The 17,128-nt window shown below is 63.4% G+C and carries 18 protein-coding genes and 1 other RNA gene; 7 read left to right on the top strand and 12 right to left on the bottom strand.

Annotated features, from left to right (window positions below):
* Positions 1 to 6 precede the first annotated feature (6 nt).
* The 6 genes from FHS81_RS01555 to FHS81_RS01530 form a co-directional block, all read right to left on the bottom strand.
* The gene (locus tag FHS81_RS01555; protein WP_428982425.1) at positions 7 to 1,818 is read right to left on the bottom strand and encodes a peptidoglycan D,D-transpeptidase FtsI family protein; all 1,812 of its coding nucleotides are present in this window, start codon (positions 1,816 to 1,818) and stop codon (positions 7 to 9) included.
* A 70-nt stretch (positions 1,819 to 1,888) separates the two neighbouring features.
* The gene (ftsL, locus tag FHS81_RS01550) at positions 1,889 to 2,272 is read right to left on the bottom strand and encodes a cell division protein FtsL (RefSeq protein ID WP_246374370.1); all 384 of its coding nucleotides are present in this window, start codon (positions 2,270 to 2,272) and stop codon (positions 1,889 to 1,891) included.
* Positions 2,272 to 3,312 carry a 16S rRNA (cytosine(1402)-N(4))-methyltransferase RsmH gene (gene rsmH / locus FHS81_RS01545; RefSeq protein WP_183750271.1) on the bottom strand — a complete coding sequence of 347 codons (1,041 nt, stop codon included), beginning with the start codon at positions 3,310 to 3,312 and terminating at the stop codon, positions 2,272 to 2,274. The genes ftsL and rsmH overlap by 1 nt, the downstream gene beginning before the upstream one ends.
* Positions 3,309 to 3,782, bottom strand: coding sequence for a division/cell wall cluster transcriptional repressor MraZ (locus FHS81_RS01540; RefSeq protein WP_183750270.1), 474 nt, complete (start codon positions 3,780 to 3,782; stop codon positions 3,309 to 3,311). Before FHS81_RS01540 ends, rsmH begins: the two co-directional genes overlap by 4 nt.
* 294 nt (positions 3,783 to 4,076) lie before the next feature.
* Positions 4,077 to 4,481, bottom strand: an RNA gene (rnpB, locus tag FHS81_RS01535) — RNase P RNA component class A.
* A 110-nt stretch (positions 4,482 to 4,591) separates the two neighbouring features.
* Positions 4,592 to 5,431, bottom strand: coding sequence for a lytic transglycosylase domain-containing protein (locus FHS81_RS01530; protein ID WP_246374369.1), 840 nt, complete (start codon positions 5,429 to 5,431; stop codon positions 4,592 to 4,594).
* Between the two features lie 632 nt (positions 5,432 to 6,063).
* On the opposite strand from FHS81_RS01530, the gene FHS81_RS01525 reads away from it, so the two are divergent.
* Positions 6,064 to 6,303, top strand: coding sequence for a YMGG-like glycine zipper-containing protein (locus tag FHS81_RS01525; protein WP_183750269.1), 240 nt, complete (start codon positions 6,064 to 6,066; stop codon positions 6,301 to 6,303).
* 136 nt (positions 6,304 to 6,439) lie between these two features.
* Complete coding sequence (locus tag FHS81_RS01520; RefSeq protein ID WP_183750268.1) at positions 6,440 to 7,246, top strand: N-acetylmuramoyl-L-alanine amidase; 807 nt, start codon at positions 6,440 to 6,442, stop codon at positions 7,244 to 7,246.
* 6 nt (positions 7,247 to 7,252) lie between these two features.
* On the opposite strand, the gene FHS81_RS01515 is transcribed toward FHS81_RS01520, so the two are convergent.
* Both FHS81_RS01515 and FHS81_RS01510 read right to left on the bottom strand, forming a co-directional pair.
* Complete coding sequence (locus FHS81_RS01515; protein WP_183750267.1) at positions 7,253 to 8,737, bottom strand: AMP nucleosidase; 1,485 nt, start codon at positions 8,735 to 8,737, stop codon at positions 7,253 to 7,255.
* A gap of 145 nt (positions 8,738 to 8,882) precedes the next feature.
* Positions 8,883 to 10,088, bottom strand: coding sequence for a LysM peptidoglycan-binding domain-containing protein (locus tag FHS81_RS01510; RefSeq protein WP_183750266.1), 1,206 nt, complete (start codon positions 10,086 to 10,088; stop codon positions 8,883 to 8,885).
* 238 nt (positions 10,089 to 10,326) lie between these two features.
* Here FHS81_RS01510 and FHS81_RS01505 point away from each other — a divergent pair, with 238 nt between their 5' ends.
* Positions 10,327 to 10,935 carry an LOG family protein gene (locus FHS81_RS01505; RefSeq protein ID WP_183750737.1) on the top strand — a complete coding sequence of 203 codons (609 nt, stop codon included), beginning with the start codon at positions 10,327 to 10,329 and terminating at the stop codon, positions 10,933 to 10,935.
* 17 nt (positions 10,936 to 10,952) lie between these two features.
* On the opposite strand, the gene cysS is transcribed toward FHS81_RS01505, so the two are convergent.
* Positions 10,953 to 12,431 (bottom strand): cysteine--tRNA ligase, encoded by a 1,479-nt coding sequence (gene cysS, locus FHS81_RS01500; protein WP_183750265.1) that lies wholly within the window; start codon positions 12,429 to 12,431, stop codon positions 10,953 to 10,955.
* Between the two features lie 298 nt (positions 12,432 to 12,729).
* On the opposite strand from cysS, the gene FHS81_RS01495 reads away from it, so the two are divergent.
* Positions 12,730 to 13,017 (top strand): hypothetical protein, encoded by a 288-nt coding sequence (locus tag FHS81_RS01495; RefSeq protein ID WP_183750264.1) that lies wholly within the window; start codon positions 12,730 to 12,732, stop codon positions 13,015 to 13,017.
* 237 nt (positions 13,018 to 13,254) lie between these two features.
* Positions 13,255 to 13,650: a hypothetical protein gene (locus FHS81_RS01490; RefSeq protein ID WP_183750263.1), complete on the top strand. Its 396-nt coding sequence runs from the start codon at positions 13,255 to 13,257 to the stop codon at positions 13,648 to 13,650.
* A gap of 6 nt (positions 13,651 to 13,656) precedes the next feature.
* Here the strand turns inward: FHS81_RS01490 and FHS81_RS18855 are convergent, their stop codons facing one another.
* Positions 13,657 to 14,358 (bottom strand): NUDIX domain-containing protein, encoded by a 702-nt coding sequence (locus tag FHS81_RS18855; protein WP_183750262.1) that lies wholly within the window; start codon positions 14,356 to 14,358, stop codon positions 13,657 to 13,659.
* Positions 14,359 to 14,459: 101 nt separating this feature from the next.
* A complete protein-coding gene (gene pdxY / locus FHS81_RS01480; protein WP_183750736.1) occupies positions 14,460 to 15,308 on the bottom strand; it encodes a pyridoxal kinase PdxY in 849 nt (282 codons plus the stop codon).
* A gap of 141 nt (positions 15,309 to 15,449) precedes the next feature.
* On the opposite strand from pdxY, the gene FHS81_RS01475 reads away from it, so the two are divergent.
* On the top strand, positions 15,450 to 15,971 hold the full coding sequence (locus FHS81_RS01475; RefSeq protein WP_183750261.1) for a DedA family protein: 522 nt from the start codon (positions 15,450 to 15,452) through the stop codon (positions 15,969 to 15,971).
* Positions 15,972 to 16,043: 72 nt separating this feature from the next.
* Here FHS81_RS01475 and FHS81_RS01470 read toward each other — a convergent pair whose 3' ends face one another.
* A complete protein-coding gene (locus FHS81_RS01470; protein WP_183750260.1) occupies positions 16,044 to 16,265 on the bottom strand; it encodes a hypothetical protein in 222 nt (73 codons plus the stop codon).
* Between the two features lie 252 nt (positions 16,266 to 16,517).
* On the opposite strand from FHS81_RS01470, the gene FHS81_RS01465 reads away from it, so the two are divergent.
* A complete protein-coding gene (locus tag FHS81_RS01465) occupies positions 16,518 to 17,126 on the top strand; it encodes an anthranilate synthase component II (protein WP_183750735.1) in 609 nt (202 codons plus the stop codon).
* Positions 17,127 to 17,128: the final 2 nt, after the last annotated feature.

Raw genomic sequence — 17,128 nt, 5'->3', positions numbered from 1 at the left:
CCCACCTTATCTGGTTCCCCATGCGCCCAGGCGCGCCATGGTGGGGAACGGATTGGCCGGAGGATCGAAGTTCGGCGGCAGGCCGAGCAGGGGCGCGGTGCGCGCCATGATCTTGCCCGTGGTCACGCCGGCGTTCCAGCCAGCGGTGGCGAAGCCGTAGGTTTCCGGCAGACCCTGCGGCTCATCGTAAACGGTCAGGAACAGATACTTCGGGTTATCCGCCGGCATGATGGTCATGAAGGTGGTGAAGTTCTTGTTCTTGGCATAGCGGCCATTGATGACCTTGTCGGCGGTTCCCGTCTTGCCGCCGATGAAGTAGCCTGGCACGTAGGCGTTTGCCTTGCCTGCGGAGCCGCGCTCGGCATTGAGGCGCATCACGAAGCGCATGGCCTCGCTGGTTTCAGGCTTGATCACCTGCGGCGCGACCGCTCTGGCTTCTTCCTCGGAGCGCTTGAGGAATGTCGGATTGATGAGCTGCCCGCCATTCACCAGCGCGCCCACAGCCGATGCCGCCTGCATCGGCGCAACCGCGAGACCGTGACCGTAGGAAATGGTGATGGTGTTCAACTCACCCCAGTTTGGCGGCAACAACGGCGCAGAGCTTTCCGGCATCTCTGTGCGCATACGATCGAGCTGGCCCATCTTCTTGAGGAAGGCCCTGTGCGCCGGCACGCCCTGCTGAAGTGCGATGCGCGCTGTGCCAATGTTCGACGAGTAAACGAAGATCTCCGGCACATTCAGCGGGCGGTTCTTGCCCTTGTAGTCCTTGATCGTGAAACGGCCATAGCGCAGGCCGCCGCGTGCGTCATAAATGGAGTTGATGTTCGCCTTGCCCGAATCCAGCCCCATCGCCAGTGTCAGCGCTTTGAAGGTGGAGCCCATTTCGAAGACGCCCACGATCATGCGGTTGATGCGGTCTTCCTTGAGGGCGTCGACCGGATTGTTTGGATCGTAGTCCGGCAGCGACACCAGCGACACGACCTCGCCGGTATTCACATCGAGAATGAGCGAGGCCGCAGCCTTGGCCTTGAAGTGCGCCATGCCCTTGACCAACTCGTCACGGGCGGCTGCCGTGGCGCGCAGGTCGAGCGAGAGCTGGACCGGCTCCAGATCGTCGGCGGAACGCGCGAAGCCATAGCCCGCCAGCGCCTTCAGGCCCTGGTTGTCCATATACTTCTCGATGCCGGCGATGCCTTCGTTGTCGACGTTGGAAAAGCCCAATATGTGCGCGCCCACGGGGCCGTTGGGGTAAACGCGCTTGTTCTCGGGCACGAACCCGACACCGGGAATGCCCAGCCGATGCACCTCTTCCTGCTGGCGCGGCGTGATCTGGCGCTTGACCCAGACGAACCCTCTGTTCGTGCTCAGCTTCTCGCGCAGATCGCGGGCATCCAGATCCGGCAGTACGGCTGTGAGCAGCTCGGTTGCCTCGTCGGCATCGATGATGTTACGGGGTTCCGCGAACACCGACACCGTTTTGATGTCGGTCGCCAGCACGATGCCGTTGCGGTCGATGATATCCGGCCGCGCCGCGGCCACGGTGTTGCCGCCGCGCAGCTCGCCCGGCAGCTTGGGATGCATCGCCATCCACGACAGGCGCCCGATGAGCGTGCCGAACAGCACGACGAAGAACAGCCCGACCAACACCACGCGCTGGCCGGAACGATCCGCCCGCAAGCGAAACAGATCGCGCGCGAACATCCACAAACGGGTGCGGCGCGACAACCGCTGCGCGGCATCCTGCTCCGGCATCGGCGCATAATCCGGCAGCACCGTCCCGGTCGCATTGTCCGGCATGTTTGCGTTATCGCTGTTCATCTCGCCCATCTGCCACTCCCGTTCCGGATTGCCCCCACCGGCAGGCCCTCGCCTGTATGACGCTTCGTTCTCAAGGTGTCGCCGTCGCCGAGCGGCCCGTGCCGGCAGCCGGCGTATTCGTCGGCGCGGAAAGGCCCAGCGCTTCCAGCTTCGCGCCGATGGCATCGACCTTGGCCTGCCGCTCGGGCAGATCCTTGACCCGCACGATCTGCTCGATCTTGAGCGACTGAAGATCCAGATACTGGTCAGCCAACACGGCGATGCGGTCCGGGCGGACGTGGAACTGCCAGTCGGCGCGCGATGCGGCGATGGCGTCCTTCTCGCGCTGGATCTGCGCCTTCAGCTTCGACAGCTTTTCGGCGTAGAAAATGGATTCGTACTTGATGGAATAAGCGTAGCCGGCCGAGCCGAGCAACGCGACCACCGCCAGCACATGCAACAGACGCACCAGCATCAGCGACCCCTCCTGCGCGTGCGCCGCTCCGGCAGGGCAGCCAGCGACATCACCGATTCATCCACCTCGCGCACCGGGGCGTCCGTGCGCTCCGCCGCCCGCAACTTGGCCGAGCGCGCCCGCGAGTTGCGGGCACATTCGGCTTCGGTCGGCGCGACAACCCCGCGCGACACCAGCCGGAAGGTCGGCGCTTCCATCAACTCTTCAGGCATATGGCGCGAGCCCCCGCCCGAACGCGCCGAGCGCCGGGCCAGAAACTGCTTGACGATGCGATCTTCCAGCGAGTGGAACGTCACCACCACCAGCCGCCCGCCGGGGCGGAGGATGCGTTCGGCCGCGTGCAGCGCGCGGCTCAATTCGCCCAGCTCGTCGTTGACGTAAATGCGCAGCGCCTGAAACGTCCGTGTGGCCGGATGCGGCCCGTGCGGCTCTGCCCACACGACGCCAGCCACGATATCGGCCAGTTCCGCCGTTGTGGTGATCGGCGCCTGCGCACGCCGCTCCACGATGGCCCGTGCCACGAACCGCGAGCGGCGTTCCTCGCCGAAATTGTAAATGATGTCCGCCAGCAGGCTCTCGTCAGCCGTGTTCACCACATCGGCCGCACTTTCGCCGGCCTGCTCCATGCGCATGTCGAGCGGCCCGTCGAAACGCAGCGAGAAACCACGATCCGCTTCATCGATCTGCATGGAGGACACGCCGATGTCGAGAACAACGCCATCGACAGCATCAAGTCCCTGCGCGCGGATCGCGTCTTCCATCTCGCCGAACACCGTTTCGACCAGCGTGAGACGGCCCTGCGAGGCGGCTACGAGCGGCGCACCGCCCGCAATCGCGGAAGGATCGCGGTCAAGGCCGATTACCCGTGTGCCGGCGTGGGCCAGAATGGCCGCCGTATAGCCGCCGGCGCCAAAGGTGCCATCGAGATAAACGCCGTCCGCATGCGGCTGGAGCGAGGCGATGACCTCATCCAGAAGCACGGGAACATGACGGGCCGGTCCGCCTGCGACGCCGGCCGGGCCGTCGTCGCGACCCGTCATCGTTCCCGTGCCTCCGAAACCATGCCCGCCTCTCCTAGTGAGCGCTTCAAAACCCGCACGCGCTCGCGCGCCTGCGCCAGATGCTCCCGGAAGGCCGAAGGCTCCCAGAGCTGAAACTTGTGCCCAAGACCAACGAAGGTCACCGCATCCGCCAGCCCGGCATGGACCTTCAGTCCCTCCGTCAGCAGCACCCGGCCCTCGCCGTCCACCTTCAAAATCTCGCTCGTGCCGAGCAGCGCCGTCGACAGAAAGTCCCGCTCGTCCGAATACGGCGTCAGCCGCGACAGCAGCGCGTCGATTTCCCGCAGCAGGGCGTTGCCACCCGCGTCCAGCGCCGCCGAGTCCAGCGCCGGATGCACGTAAAGACCGTCGAACCCGTCCCGTGCCAGAACCGCCCGGAACGGCGCGGGTATCGACACCCGCCCCTTGGCGTCCAGCCGGTTCGTGAAGTTGGAAACGAAGCGATCCATCGCACCCCGAGACGCCGATATTTCGACCGGTTTTCCCTTCCCTGCCGCAGCGATGTGGGACCGCTGCGCTGCGCCCGTCCCTCCGGCACGCAGACCGGGCGAGACCCGCCAGAGATGGGATAATTTGGGATATCATGGGACAATATGGCCGTCAACGGAATCGCAGCCACCATGGCCGCTGCTTCCGGTTCCATCAAAAGCGCGTTAGCGTTAATGAATCGTTCAGAACGCGTTCATTTTGGCGTGATCCGCAAAAAATAAAGCTGCGGCGGGTTTGCGCCCGCCGCAGCTTTCGATGTCAGCCAGCCTGTAAGCCGGGTTCTGTATGGCGGCCCCTCGCGGGGCCACGTGACGGCCATTCATCTGGGACGGCTGTTGCCAACCGCCTCTAGCAACCAACCCGGACGACCGGCGCGGAAACGCGCCTGACCCCGCAGCCGAAGCCCGGGGTCTGTCGTCCCTATTCGGTTTTGCTCCCGGTGGGGTTTACCCTGCCGCGACCGTTGCCGGCCGCGCGGTGCGCTCTTACCGCACCCTTTCACCCTTACCCCGAACGCATCCGGGGCGGTTTGCTTTCTGTGGCACTTTCCCTGAGGTCGCCCCCGCCGGACGTTATCCGGCACCGTGTTTCCGTGGAGCCCGGACTTTCCTCCACCCGAAGGCGCGAGCCTTGCGAGCAGCGGCCGTCCGGCCAACTGACCGTTTGTGGGATAAGGTCGCGGGGCGTCCGGGTCAAGTGCGCCGTCAAATTCACCCCAGCCTAATTGCATCAGCAGCCGGATTCCTGAAGCTGCGTCACTGAACCTGCGTTACTGAACCTGCGTCTTGCGCTTGCGGTCGGCGGGCTCGGCCATGGCAAGCTTCGTGTCCAGGCTCGCCATGATGGTGCGGACCTTGGAGCAATAGGCCAGATTGGCGCGGTTGATCCGCTTGGCGTAGTGGCCGCTCTGATAGCGCATCACCGTGCCGCAGGTGTCGCCGTTGGCAAGCCTGTAAGCCTGGGCCAGATACTTCATGCCGTATTTGATATTGGTTTCCGGGTCCATCAGACCCCGGGCCGAACCGCCATAACCGACACCACGGGCTGTGGCATGCTTGATCTGCATCAGACCGAGCGCGCCGCGATTGGTGACATGCGGCTGGTAACGACTTTCGACGCGCACCACGGCGTCGCCCAGAGCGAACGGAATGCCGTTGGCGGTCGCGTGCTTTGCGATCAACTCACGGACGCGTTCGCGAGAATTGCTGTGGTAGCCGAGAGGCTTGCCGCCGGCCTGTTCGCGGGCGACAACCGTGCGCCCGGACTGGACCGCAACCTTCCCTGTTGACGCCGCTTCCGGTTGAACCTCAGCCGGTTTAGCCAGAACGGTCCGCTTCGATGACCGGGTTTCCTTCTGCTGGGCAGGCGCTGACGCCACATCTTTTGCTTTAGCAGCAGCGTTGGCGGCCTTGGCGTTGGCGGCCTTGGCGCGCTTGCCATCCTTCGTGTCTTTTACGGCGACATTGGCGGGTTTGTCCGGGGACGCCTCCGTCTGGGCGACGGCCCTCTCCCGCTCGCGGGCGAAGAACCGATAAGCATCGTCGCTGTCGGACGCATGAGCAGATACGGAAACCAGTGAGCCGGCCATGGCAGCGGCCAGCGCGATCATCCTTGAACTTTTCAACCTGTTGCTCCTCGGCGGCAAGACCTTGACAACAGTTCTTCACCCGGTGCGCGCACAAACGCGCCCGTTTCAGAACCATCGACGGCAATGCCGGCATTGGGGCCCCACCGGAAGCTGTTCAGGCTTTACCGGCACGACTATATTTCAACCACCACGAAGACTGCGCCGAGGACATGCACAAGGTTTGTCAGCAGCTTTGTCACGACGACAAAAGACTCCCCCACCGCATCAAATATCTGCGACGAGATGTCTGAAAATGGCGTAAGGTGAAACCGGATTTTGCGGGTTTCACCTCAGTCTTCACAGGCCCCCCGGCCTCTGGTGATCGCAGTTTCACAGGGCAAATGGGGCAAACTTCTGACGAAATATATTTATGCGTATTCGAATATATCTTTATAGGTATACGACATCGCAAAAACATCACCCTAATAATTCATTAAGCTTTTTATTCTTGGATTTTTTGCGCAAGATAAGAATTACCTATAAGGCGAAAAATTGACCATTCGCATATCGTCAGCCAGCCATGTCGAATTAGGCTTCAATCGGGAACATTTTCCGCTTTTCTCGCGCCCTGCGATACTGCGGAAAGGATGTTGTCAAGAATTGAGGTGGCTATCATGAACGGAATCCGGATCGCGAGTCTGGCTGTCGCAACCGCCGCGCTGGCGCTTTCATTGGCTGCATGCAACACCACCAACCCGCGTGATCGCGCCATCGGCGGCGCTGCCATTGGCGGCGCAACAGGCGCTGTCGTCGGCGGCGTGGCCACCGGCCGGGCGGGTGGCGCGCTGGCCGGCGGCGCAATTGGCGCGGCAAGTGGCGCCATCATCGGTCACACCACGGCTCCACGACGTTGAGCTGGCGGGCGTTGAGTTGCTAGCGTGGAGTTGACGACCTCTGACGCCCGCAAGCATCAGGAGATGAGTGGGCATTTGCGGACGCGGAACCGGGCGGGTATACGAACATTCCCGCATCAGATGACGGTCCGCCGACATGACGACTCGCCTCACGCCTGACAGCCCCGTCGCCAGCAAGGTTTTTCCATCGCCCAACCACGGCGAACGACGGGGCGGCCCGGATGCCGACACCGACAATCCGGTGAGTCGCCGTCCCGATATCCTGCTGTTGCATTACACGGATATGGCCAGCGACACTGAGGCGCTGCAACGGCTTTGCGATGCCACCTCGCAGGTATCGGCGCATTATTTCGTGTTCGAGAATGGCCGGGTGCTTCAACTCGTGCCCGAATCGCGCCGTGCGTGGCATGCTGGCGAATCGGCATGGAATGGCGAGCGCGACATCAACTCCGCCTCCATCGGCATCGAGATTGCCCACCCCGGCCATGCGCGCGAACCCGGCGCATCTCCGGCCATGCAGCCATTCCCGCAGGAACAGATCGAGGCAGTCACCGCTCTGGCGCGGGACATCGCTACCCGCTGGAACATCCGTGCCGACCGGGTGCTTGCTCATTCCGACGTGGCGCCATTGCGCAAGCGCGATCCGGGAGAAGCGTTTCCGTGGGCGGATCTGGCGCGGGCCGGCGTGGGGCACTGGGTGGAGCCCGCACCGCTGCGCGGCGGCCGCTTCCTGTCTCCCGGAGAACGGGGCCAGCCCATTGAGGCGCTTCAGGCCATGCTGGCACTTTACGGCTATGATCTCGACGTCGACGGCGTCTACAATCCGGAAACCGAAGCGGTGGTGCGCGCCTTCCAGCGCCATTTTCGGCCGGAGCGCGTCGACGGCATTGCCGACGCCTCCACCATCATCACGCTGCGCGATCTGATCGCAGCGCGCCCGTAGCGCATCTCAGCGGAACGGCGGTTCGTCGAAGCTGCGTAACTTGCGCGAGTGCAAGGCATCCTGCTGGCTACGCAGCAGATCGAGCGTCGCCAGCCCGATGCGCAGGTGCTGCCCCACCGCACGCTCGTAGAAAGCGTTCGCCGCGCCGGGAAGCTTGATCTCGCCGTGCAGCGGCTTATCCGACACACACAGCAGCGTGCCATAGGGAACCCGCAGCCGATAGCCCTGCGCCGCGATGGTGCCGCTCTCCATATCTGCCGCGATGGCGCGCGACAGGTTGATCAGCCGCCTCTCCTGCGACCAGCGCAGTTCCCAATTGCGGTCGTCATAGGTTACGACCGTGCCGGTGCGCAGCCGCTTCTTCAGCGCGTCACCCTTGTCGCCGGTGATGGTTGCGGCGGCTTCCTGCATCGCCACCTGCACCTCTGCCAGCGCCGGCAGCGGAATCTCCGGCGGAACCGCGCGGTCAAGGATGTTGTCCTGCCGCAGATAGGCGTGCGCCAACACGTAATCGCCGATCATCTGCGACTGGCGCAAGCCGCCGCAATGCCCGATCATCAACCAGCAGTGCGGCCTCAGCACCGCGAGATGGTCGGTGATATTCTTGGCGTTCGAAGGCCCGACGCCGATGTTGATCAGCGTCGTGCCATGTCCGTCCTCGGCCACCAGATGGTAGGCGGGCATCTGGAAACGATGCCACGCCACACCGGCAGCCAGGGCAATCGCCTCATCCTCGGGCGTGCCGCGCGCGATGATGGTGTTGCCCGGCAACACGAGGCGGATATAGCGGTCGCTCTCCCGCAGAAGCTCCAGCCCGATGCGGATGAACTGATCGACATAACGATGATAGTTGGTCAGCAATATCCACGGCTGCACATGCCGCCAGTCGGTGCCGGTGTAGTGCACGAGCCGGCGCAATGAAAAATCCACCCGCGCGGCATCGAAAAGCGACAGTGGCAAGGGCCGCGCCGCATCCTGCTCCCACAAACCGTCCGCAACTTCGTCACCGATTTCGGTCAGGTTGGGAGCGGGAAAATGCGTGGCGATTCCGGCTGCCGTACCACCAGCCGCCGCCAGCTCGTCGCCCCGCTCCACCACATAGGGATAAGGAATCTCCTGCTGCCCCCGGCCAACCAGAACGCGGGCGCCGAAATCGTGCATCAGGTGATGAAGCTGGTCGGTCAGATAGCTCCTGAAGGCCTCGGGTTGGGTGATGGTCGTGGCATAAACGCCGGGACGCTGAAACCGGGCATAGGCGCGCGCGCTGATCGGGATCGAACCGTCCGGCTCATAGATCACGCGCAACTCCGGATAGCAGAATTCCGCACGCGCCCGGGCATCGGGAGCAACGCCTTCACGCATGAACAGATCGAGAGCCTGCCGCTCGGCAGTCAGCGCCGCGTCATGCAGCGCGGCCAGCCTGTCGACAGCCTCGTCAGCAGTTGTGCAAATCGCGAAACCCGCATCCGTTTCGCCGCCGATGGTGGCCATTCGCCACTCTCCCTGTTCAACCGTCTTCCGCCAACGATCTTGCCATGCAAACCAGAGCATGACGTCGTGGTTTAAATGAGTCTCATCTCGCGCCTGCCGGCAGCCGCTCCGCCAATGTCATGAATCGGCTTGAACATGCCTCGCGTTAGCGCGCGGCGCTCGCATCCTGCAGTGGCAGTACGAACACCTGCCCCGGATAAATGCGGTCAGGATTGCGGATCTGCGTCTGATTCGCGTCATAGATGACTGTATAACGCAGCCCTTCTCCATAAATCCGCCGGCTGATGGCCCAGAGGCTGTCACCGTGCTCAACGCGCACCGTATGGATTTCAGGCACGACAATCTGCGCATCATCACTGACACCATCGCGGCGTGCGGTTTCAGGCTGCGTGCCGTCCGCCGGTGTCGCAGGCATCGAGAACGCCACCTCGGCCCTCGAACGCACCTTGCCATCCTCCGGCGCGACCTCATCAAGCCTTACGCGGTAATCGCCGGGCGGCACGCCCGAATCGATCCTGAACGACAACGCGCCGCTATCGGACGCCTTGCCCTCGGCCATGAAGGAATCGTTGAGATAAAGCCGCACGGCAGACCCAGCAGGAGCGTGGCCGGATGTGTAAATGCGCCCGGCTTCGGCCTCGACGCTCTCAATGGCAACCTTTTGCACCGCCTTGCCGGCAGCCAGAGTTGCGGCATCCGGCCCGTCAGCGGGAGTTGCGGCGAGGACATCGGCTTCCCGTTCTCCGTTCAGTTGGCGGGCGACCACGCCGCCGCTCGACAACAGCGCGGTCGGCTTGTCCGGCTCGGTCAGCGCGACGACTGGCGGAGACGCGCGATCAGGGGAGAGGACAACAGTGACGGACTGGCGCGACAGCGTGCTCCCGCCATCCTTGTCGACTTCGCGCAAAGTCAGTTGATGATCGCCGGCCTGCAAGGTCGGCGGCGTCAGGGCGAACGCGCCGGAATTTGCTACCTCGACCTTGTCGTGCACCTGCCCGTTAACAAGCAGTTCCAGCGTCTTACCCGGCGCTGCACGTCCGGCAATGACCGAATCGCCGGAAGGACCGACGCGGACGACATCGAACGCGGGCGGGGCAGCCTCAACTTGCTCGGGACTGGCCGGAGCGGACGGTTGCTCCACAGGCAGTCGGGAAGAAGACATCGCGGCAGAGCGCTCAGGCATGGCTGGTTGATCAACAGCCGCAGGCGTTGACGTGGACGTGGACGTATCCTGCCCGTCCAGATCTGTCCCAACCCTGGTTGACGGAATACCGAAGACGAGGACTGCGCCTACCAGCAAAACGGCGCCGGCGGCAATAACCGCCAGTTGTGCCCCCTTCGACGCAGTCATTTCCGGTCGCCTCTCACGCATGACATCCATATATAATGTTCCAGATTATATACTCCGGCCCGATATTTGTCGCGCCGGGGCGCAAGCATTGTCGGAAAAACCTTTATTGTGCCGTTAATAACACTCTCGGCGGCTGGGCGCTGACATCGTTCATGGCGCATTCAATTCAGTGATGGAATTGCGCGCAGCGCTCCATGACGTCTTGACCTGGTCACAGTGGCGGTTCAAATCTCTGCGCATGACGATGATTCGATCCATATGTGTCTATTGCGGCTCGGCCAATGGCAGCGACCCGGTTTTCACCGAGGAAGCCGTTGCACTCGGTACGGCCATGGCGAAATCCGGTATCCGGTTGATTTACGGCGGCGGCAGCATCGGCCTCATGGGCGCGACGGCCCGTGCCGTACTTGAAGCGGGCGGCGAGGTCACGGGCATCATTCCGGACTTTCTGAAGCAGCGCGAGAGCCTGCTGAAGGACGTTCAGGAAACGGTGATCGTGCCTGATATGCACACCCGCAAACGGCTGATGTTCGAGCGCGCCGATGCGTTCGTCGCCCTGCCGGGCGGCATCGGCACGCTGGAAGAGCTGGTTGAACAGCTCACGTGGTCCCAGCTTGGCCGGCACAAGAAGCCGATCCTGATTCTGGATACAAACGGCTTCTGGCGTCCACTGCTGTCGCTGTTCGCGCACATGAATCTGTCCGGGTTCATCCGCCCCGGCCTCAACGTCACCTATCTGGTGGCGGAGAAGGCCGATGACATCATCCCGATGCTCGACACTGCCGCGCGCCGCGCTGCCGGCCTCGAAGAAGAGCCGGAAGCAGCGGTCATCGCCGAACGCTTCTGAGCGCCGATCGATCCGGCTTACGAAGCCACCCAGCCTGTCGTACCGTCTTTATTATCGATCAGGGTAATTCCCTGATCGGCCAACGAGTTGCGGATGCGGTCCGCCTCGGCCCAATCCTTGCGGGCGCGCGCCTCCTTGCGGGCAGCGATGGCTTGCTCAATCACCCCGGCTTCGGGCGTATCCTGCCGCACGGGCTTCGAAAGCTGCGCAAGGTCGATCCCCATCAGCGCCACACCGGCCTTGAGGTCAGCAAGCCTGCCGGAGGATTTGAGGCCGTGCAGTACGCTGATGGCTTTGGGCGTGTTGAGATCGTCCGCCAGCGCCTCCAGCAGTTCCAACGGCGGCTCATCCGCCGCCTCGACATCCGCCAGTACCGAGGCCCAGCCACCAAGCACGGCGGCGCTTTCCTCCAGCCCCTTGACCGTCCAGTCGATCGGCTGGCGATAGTGCGTGCGCAACATGGCGAAACGCAGCACCGCTCCCGGCCAGGCGCGACCGCCGAACACATCCTTCTCCAGCAGGTCGTAGATGGTGATGAAGTTGCCGAGCGATTTCGACATCTTCTCGCCTTCCACCTGCAACAGACCGTTATGCATCCAGTAATTGGCCATGCGCTGCGTGTCGAGGGCGCAGCAGGTCTGGGCGATCTCATTTTCGTGGTGGGGGAACACCAGATCGATGCCGCCGGCATGGATGTCGAAAACACCAGTGTCGGCAGGATCTTCGCAGCGCACCCGGCCGGCGAAATTCTCGATAAGGTGCCGCCAGCTCATGGCCGAGCATTCGATGTGCCATCCCGGCCGCCCAGGTTGGGCGATGCCGCCCGGGCTTTCCCATGCAGGTTCATGCTCCGCGGATGGTTTCCACAGCACGAAATCCATCGCGTCGCGTTTATAGGGCGCGACATCGACACGCGCTCCGGCCAGCATGTCATCGAGCGAGCGGCGCGCCAGCGCGCCATAGCGGGGCAGGCCGCGCCCCGGCTCCCGCGATGCCGCTTCCATGGCCGGCACGGAAAACAGCACGTGATCCTGCGCAACATAAGCAAAGCCGCGTGCGATCAGCCGTTCGATGAGGTCGCGCATTTCGGCGATATGCTCGGTGGCGCGCGGCTCGACGGTTGGCGACAGCACGCCCAGCGCCGCCGTATCCTGCCGGTACTGTGCCTCCGTCGCGCCGGTGACACGCCGAATCGCCTCGTTCAGCGGCAGATCGGGGTAGTCCCGCGCAGCACGGGCATTAATCTTGTCATCGACGTCGGTGAAATTGCGGACATATGTGACGGCGTTATCGCCGTAGATGTGGCGCAGCAGGCGAAACAGCAGATCAAAAATGATCACGGGTCGCGCGTTGCCGATGTGCGCATAGTCGTACACCGTCGGCCCGCACACATACATCCGCACGGCGGCGGGATCGACGGGAACGAAATCTTCCCTGACGCGATTGAGCGTGTTGTAGAGTTTCAACCCGAATGGCCTGGCCGGTTGGCGCGTCATCCATCGTTCCCCAGTTTGCGCCGGGCGTTCCCGGCCACAGATCGCGCACAGCCTGATGTATTCCGGCAACGGAACATATGTCCCGGCATTCATTGCACAAGGTTATTTGCCTTCCATGCACGAGCACGTCAAGAGCGGCGGCGGAACGACAGCAGCGACGCCGTGTTTCCGCCGTATTCCGCGCGCAGCATTCAAACTTTCTTCATCCTCGCCCGTCAGTATGCCGGCATGGAAGGCGCTGCGAAAGCGGCGCTCCCGCAGCGCCCCGGCCCCTCATTCTCCAATGCGACAGATGCCCATGATTCGCTCGCTACCCGTCCTCGGGTTTGCCTCGCTGCTCGTTCTCGCCGCTTCCGGCGCGCGTGCCACCGATGCAACCACGAACGATAAACCCACATTCCTGATCTCGGCTCGTGACGGCTATGGCGTGGCGGAATGCCTGACGCGCGGTGACGAATGCTCGTTGCAGATGGCCAACGCCTGGTGCGCGGCTCAGGGCTATCACCACGCCTCGGACCTGCGCGTCATGGTCGCGGAAGGCGGACGCACAATGAACGAGGAAATCGCAGTCACCTGCGATAACTGACCCGCCCGGCCAACGGACAAGTGATCACTCGTTCAAAGGCTGGCAGCTTTCGGTCTGGCGATCTCGCGGCGGCTGAAGTATGTCATGTCTGTCATACGCATGACGCTGCAAAGCGCGCATGACCTGACACCATGCAAGGCCTGGCCGCATAGCAGGCCTTGCAGTTGGTTCGCCATCATGTTGGCTCGCTGGTGTTACAGACTGGCGCCAACGTCCATCGTCGTCCGGGAGATTTTCGTGAAGCTATCCTCGACCATCCGCGCCATTCTGCCCAGCACGCTCAACGTTTTCCACAGCCGGCAAGCAGCTGCGATGGCCATGGCCGCCGGTGCCGCACTTGGCCTTGCCGCGTGCAACACCTCGCAGAACGCCCCGATTCAGGCTGCAGACGGCACCGTCTATGCCGCTCCGCTCGACAAGGCTGCGCTGTCTAAGCATGCCTGCGGCGCACCGATCATCGCGTACCGCAACCTGATCGACCGCGACGTGCGCACGGGCTTCCTGAGCCAGTCGGTTTACGACCGGATCGCACCGCAGATCGCCAGCTCTGCCGCCACGTGCACCGCCGGTAACTCGGGTGCGGCCATCGCCTCGCTCAATGCCACCAAGCGCCAGTTCGGCTACCCGACCTGATCGCCATCAGGCCGCATATGCGACCTGACGCAGATAGCCCGTGACATAAGCGGGCATGACAGCCGGATCGACATCATCCAGCGACCGCACGAGGCGGACACCGGCCAGTTCCGGCTCCGCCTCGGCGGCAATGAAGGCGTTTATACGATCGCGCAGAGCCTCCGCCGACAAGGGTGAGCGTGCCTCTTTCAACAGCGCCGTTCGCCCGCCGTCGAGCACGGCGATAAAATCCTCCGCGAAAACGACATCCGCCTCCCCGAGGCCCGTTTCCTCCAGCAACTCGCGCCGGATGGAGGCATCGACATCGACCTGCCCGTCCGGACGCACATCGGTCATGTCGAGGGTGCCACCGGGAAAGTAGGCCCGTCCCGCGTTGGCCGTATGCGCGCCCATTTCTCCCAGCAGGATCGTTCCGTCACCTGCGCGCAGCACCGCGCCACCGAAACAGTTGCCGACGCCTGCATCGGGAAATCCGAGATCGATCATCGTCAGGAAGCTGGCATAATCAGTCTGGCGCAGCCGTACTTCAAGCAGATCGCCCGTGAACGCCAGATGTGTGTTCACCAAAACGATGCCGTTGAAAAGCGCGGGCTTCTCAGCCCTTCTTCGCCGCCAGTTCTCGTCGATCAGGCCGCGGTTCTGCTCGGCCCAAGGCCACGGGCCGGGATGGAATGTGGCGTCGACGCGCCGCACGGGAACGATCTGCACTCTGGCCTCCGCCCGGACAATCGGCCCGCGAAGCCGGGCCGCCTTTCCCTCTCACGTTACACCGCCGCGCTGACGCGGGCCTGTTTCGGCGCATCGCCTTTTCAGACGGCCACCACCGGAAAACGCTGCGACGGTGAGACAATCTCGTCCTGCGCAGCGATCAGCGCGATTTCCGTCTCACCCCGTTCGACCGTGCGGCGCAGCAGCCCGTGGATGGATGCGGCAGCTTCTTCCAGCGCGACCGCAGCAGAGCGGCTCTTGAGATAATGCACGAAGAACAGCGCGGCAGTAGCATCGCCGCCGCCGTTGATGGTGATGGGCAGGCGCGGCGTGCGTACCCTGTAGAGTTGCCCGTTCTCGGAGGCGATCAGGTCGATGCTGCCCTCCGGCGTCTCCGTGGAGAGGAACGACGTCACCAACACGACGCGCGGCCCCCGGTCATGAATCGCTGCAATGGCGTCCCGCGCCGCATCAAGCGAATGGATGGCGCGTCCGGTGAGGTTTTCCAGCTCGTAATGGTTGGGGGTGATGACATCCGCCGCCGGCACGGCATGGTCGCGCATGAACTCCGGAATGCCCGGCCGCACGAAGACGCCGCGATCGACATCGCCGATGACCGGATCGCAGCAATAGATCGCGTCCGGATTGGCCGCCCGCACCCGCTGCACGGTGGAGAGGATGGCCGCGCCAATATCCGCCGACCCCATATAGCCGGACAGCACACCGTCGCATCGCGGCAGCACGCCCCGCTCCGCGATGCCGTCCACCAGGTCTTCAATGGAGTGACCGTCGAAAACACGCCCCTTCCACGAGCCGTAGCCCGTGTGGTTGGAGAACTGCACCGTATGAATCGGCCAGGCCTCCACACCGAGCCGCTGCATTGGAAAAACCGCCGCCGCATTTCCGACATGGCCATAAGCGACATGGGACTGAATGGAGAGCACGTTCATTGTGAGTGGAATCCCCTTGTGGAGACGCGCGATGATGGCGACAACGCCGGAAGAACAGGAGGACGTTTTTAAGCCCATGGACAGCGCTTCGCAATCCCCGCTTTCAACAGCCATGCGCCCGATGACCGACACGGCGCACCCATGACGGTAGCCGATTTCATCGACGCGACGATCGCGTTCGCGCGTGACAACGCCGCATGGGCTGCGCCGGTGGTGTTCGTTGTGGCTTTCGCCGAGTCCTTCGCGTTCCTGTCGCTGCTGGTGCCGGGCTGGGCAATCCTGATCGGCATCGGCGCGCTGATCGGCGTTTCCGGCATCGAGTTCCTGCCCGTATGGGCGGCTGCGGCGGCAGGCGCGGCAGCGGGCGATGCCGTGTCCTATTGGGTCGGGCGCTATTTCAAGGAAGGCGCCACCCGCGTCTGGCCGCTATCGCGACACCCGCGAATGGTGGAGCGCGGCCATGCGTTTTTTCTGCGATTCGGCGTCTGGAGTGTCGTGATCGGCCGTTTCTTCGGCCCCCTGCGTGCCGTGGTGCCGCTCATTGCCGGCATTTTCGGCATGCGTCAAGCGCCCTTCCAGCTCGCCAACATCGGCTCCGCATTGTTGTGGGCGTTCATTCTGCTTGCGCCGGTCGCAACCGTTCTGCGGCACTTCGTCATATAATCAGTCAGCCGCTCCGGTGAAATCCGGAACGGCTGCCGTCAACGTCATATGATATCGCAACTCGCGTTGCGTTCAGCGCGCGGCGGGTGCGCTGAGCCGTGCCGCAGTCGGGGCGGGCGCGACGGGGGCCGCAGGTTCCGCCGTGACGCGCGACGTGACGCGGTGTTCCTCGGATGGCGGCGGCGGCACGTGACGACCGCCATCGAGCACACCGGGCGGCAACTTCTTGGCACAGCCCGCAAGCGCGGCGGCACTCAGGATGGCGATAACCAGCGCCGTTGCATTTTTCTTCATGGTAACTCCCCGACTGCCGGCGACGGATCGCGCCGCGAATCCCGAGACATGATGTCCGGCACGGAATTTACAGCATTTTTTCCTCAAAGCGAGTGCCTGCGTATTTTGCGCGTCGCGAGTCGCTGCCCGTGAGTGATGCAGGTATTGCTTGACCCGGCCGCGCGCACGGCGGTAACAGACTTTCTCCGCCCGCGTGGGCCGATCATCGGTCGATCCCAGCGTGACCTGCGGGCGAAACGGGAAAAATCGCTCATGCCGCGCATCGTGCTCATCGATAACTACGATTCTTTCACCTGGAATCTGGTTCATCTCATCGGCTCTGCCGGCGCGGACGTTTCCGTGCACCGTAACGACGCAATCACCGCCGACGAATTGCGCGCCGCCGCGCCAGACGCCATCGTGCTGTCGCCCGGCCCGTGCACGCCGAACGAAGCCGGCATCTGCCTCGATGTCATCGAAAAGCTCGGCAAGGACATTCCGCTGTTCGGCGTTTGCCTTGGCATGCAGGCCATGGGGCAGGTTTACGGCGGCCATGTCGCCCGCGCTCCCAAGCCCATGCACGGCAAGCTGTCTGAGGTGCGCCACAGCGGCGACGGGCTTTTCCGTGGCATCAACGGGCCGTTCCAGGCCACGCGCTATCACTCGCTGATCGTCGAGCGCGACTCTCTGCCCGACACGTTGTCCGTCACCGCCGAGGCGGACGGGCTCATCATGGCGCTTTCTCACCGTGAACTGCCCGTCCACGGCGTGCAGTTCCACCCGGAGAGCATCCTGTCGGAGCATGGTGCGACGATCGTGCGCAACTTTCTGGAACTCGCTGCGCGCTGGAACGCCACCCATCGCCAACCGCAACCGGCCTGACC

Origin of the sequence: Pseudochelatococcus contaminans, assembly GCF_014195635.1 — a bacterium.
GTDB classification, from domain to species: Bacteria; Pseudomonadota; Alphaproteobacteria; order Rhizobiales; family Beijerinckiaceae; genus Pseudochelatococcus; species Pseudochelatococcus contaminans.
Note: the sequence above shows the minus strand (reverse complement) of the source record. Positions and strands in the feature narration are given on the sequence as shown.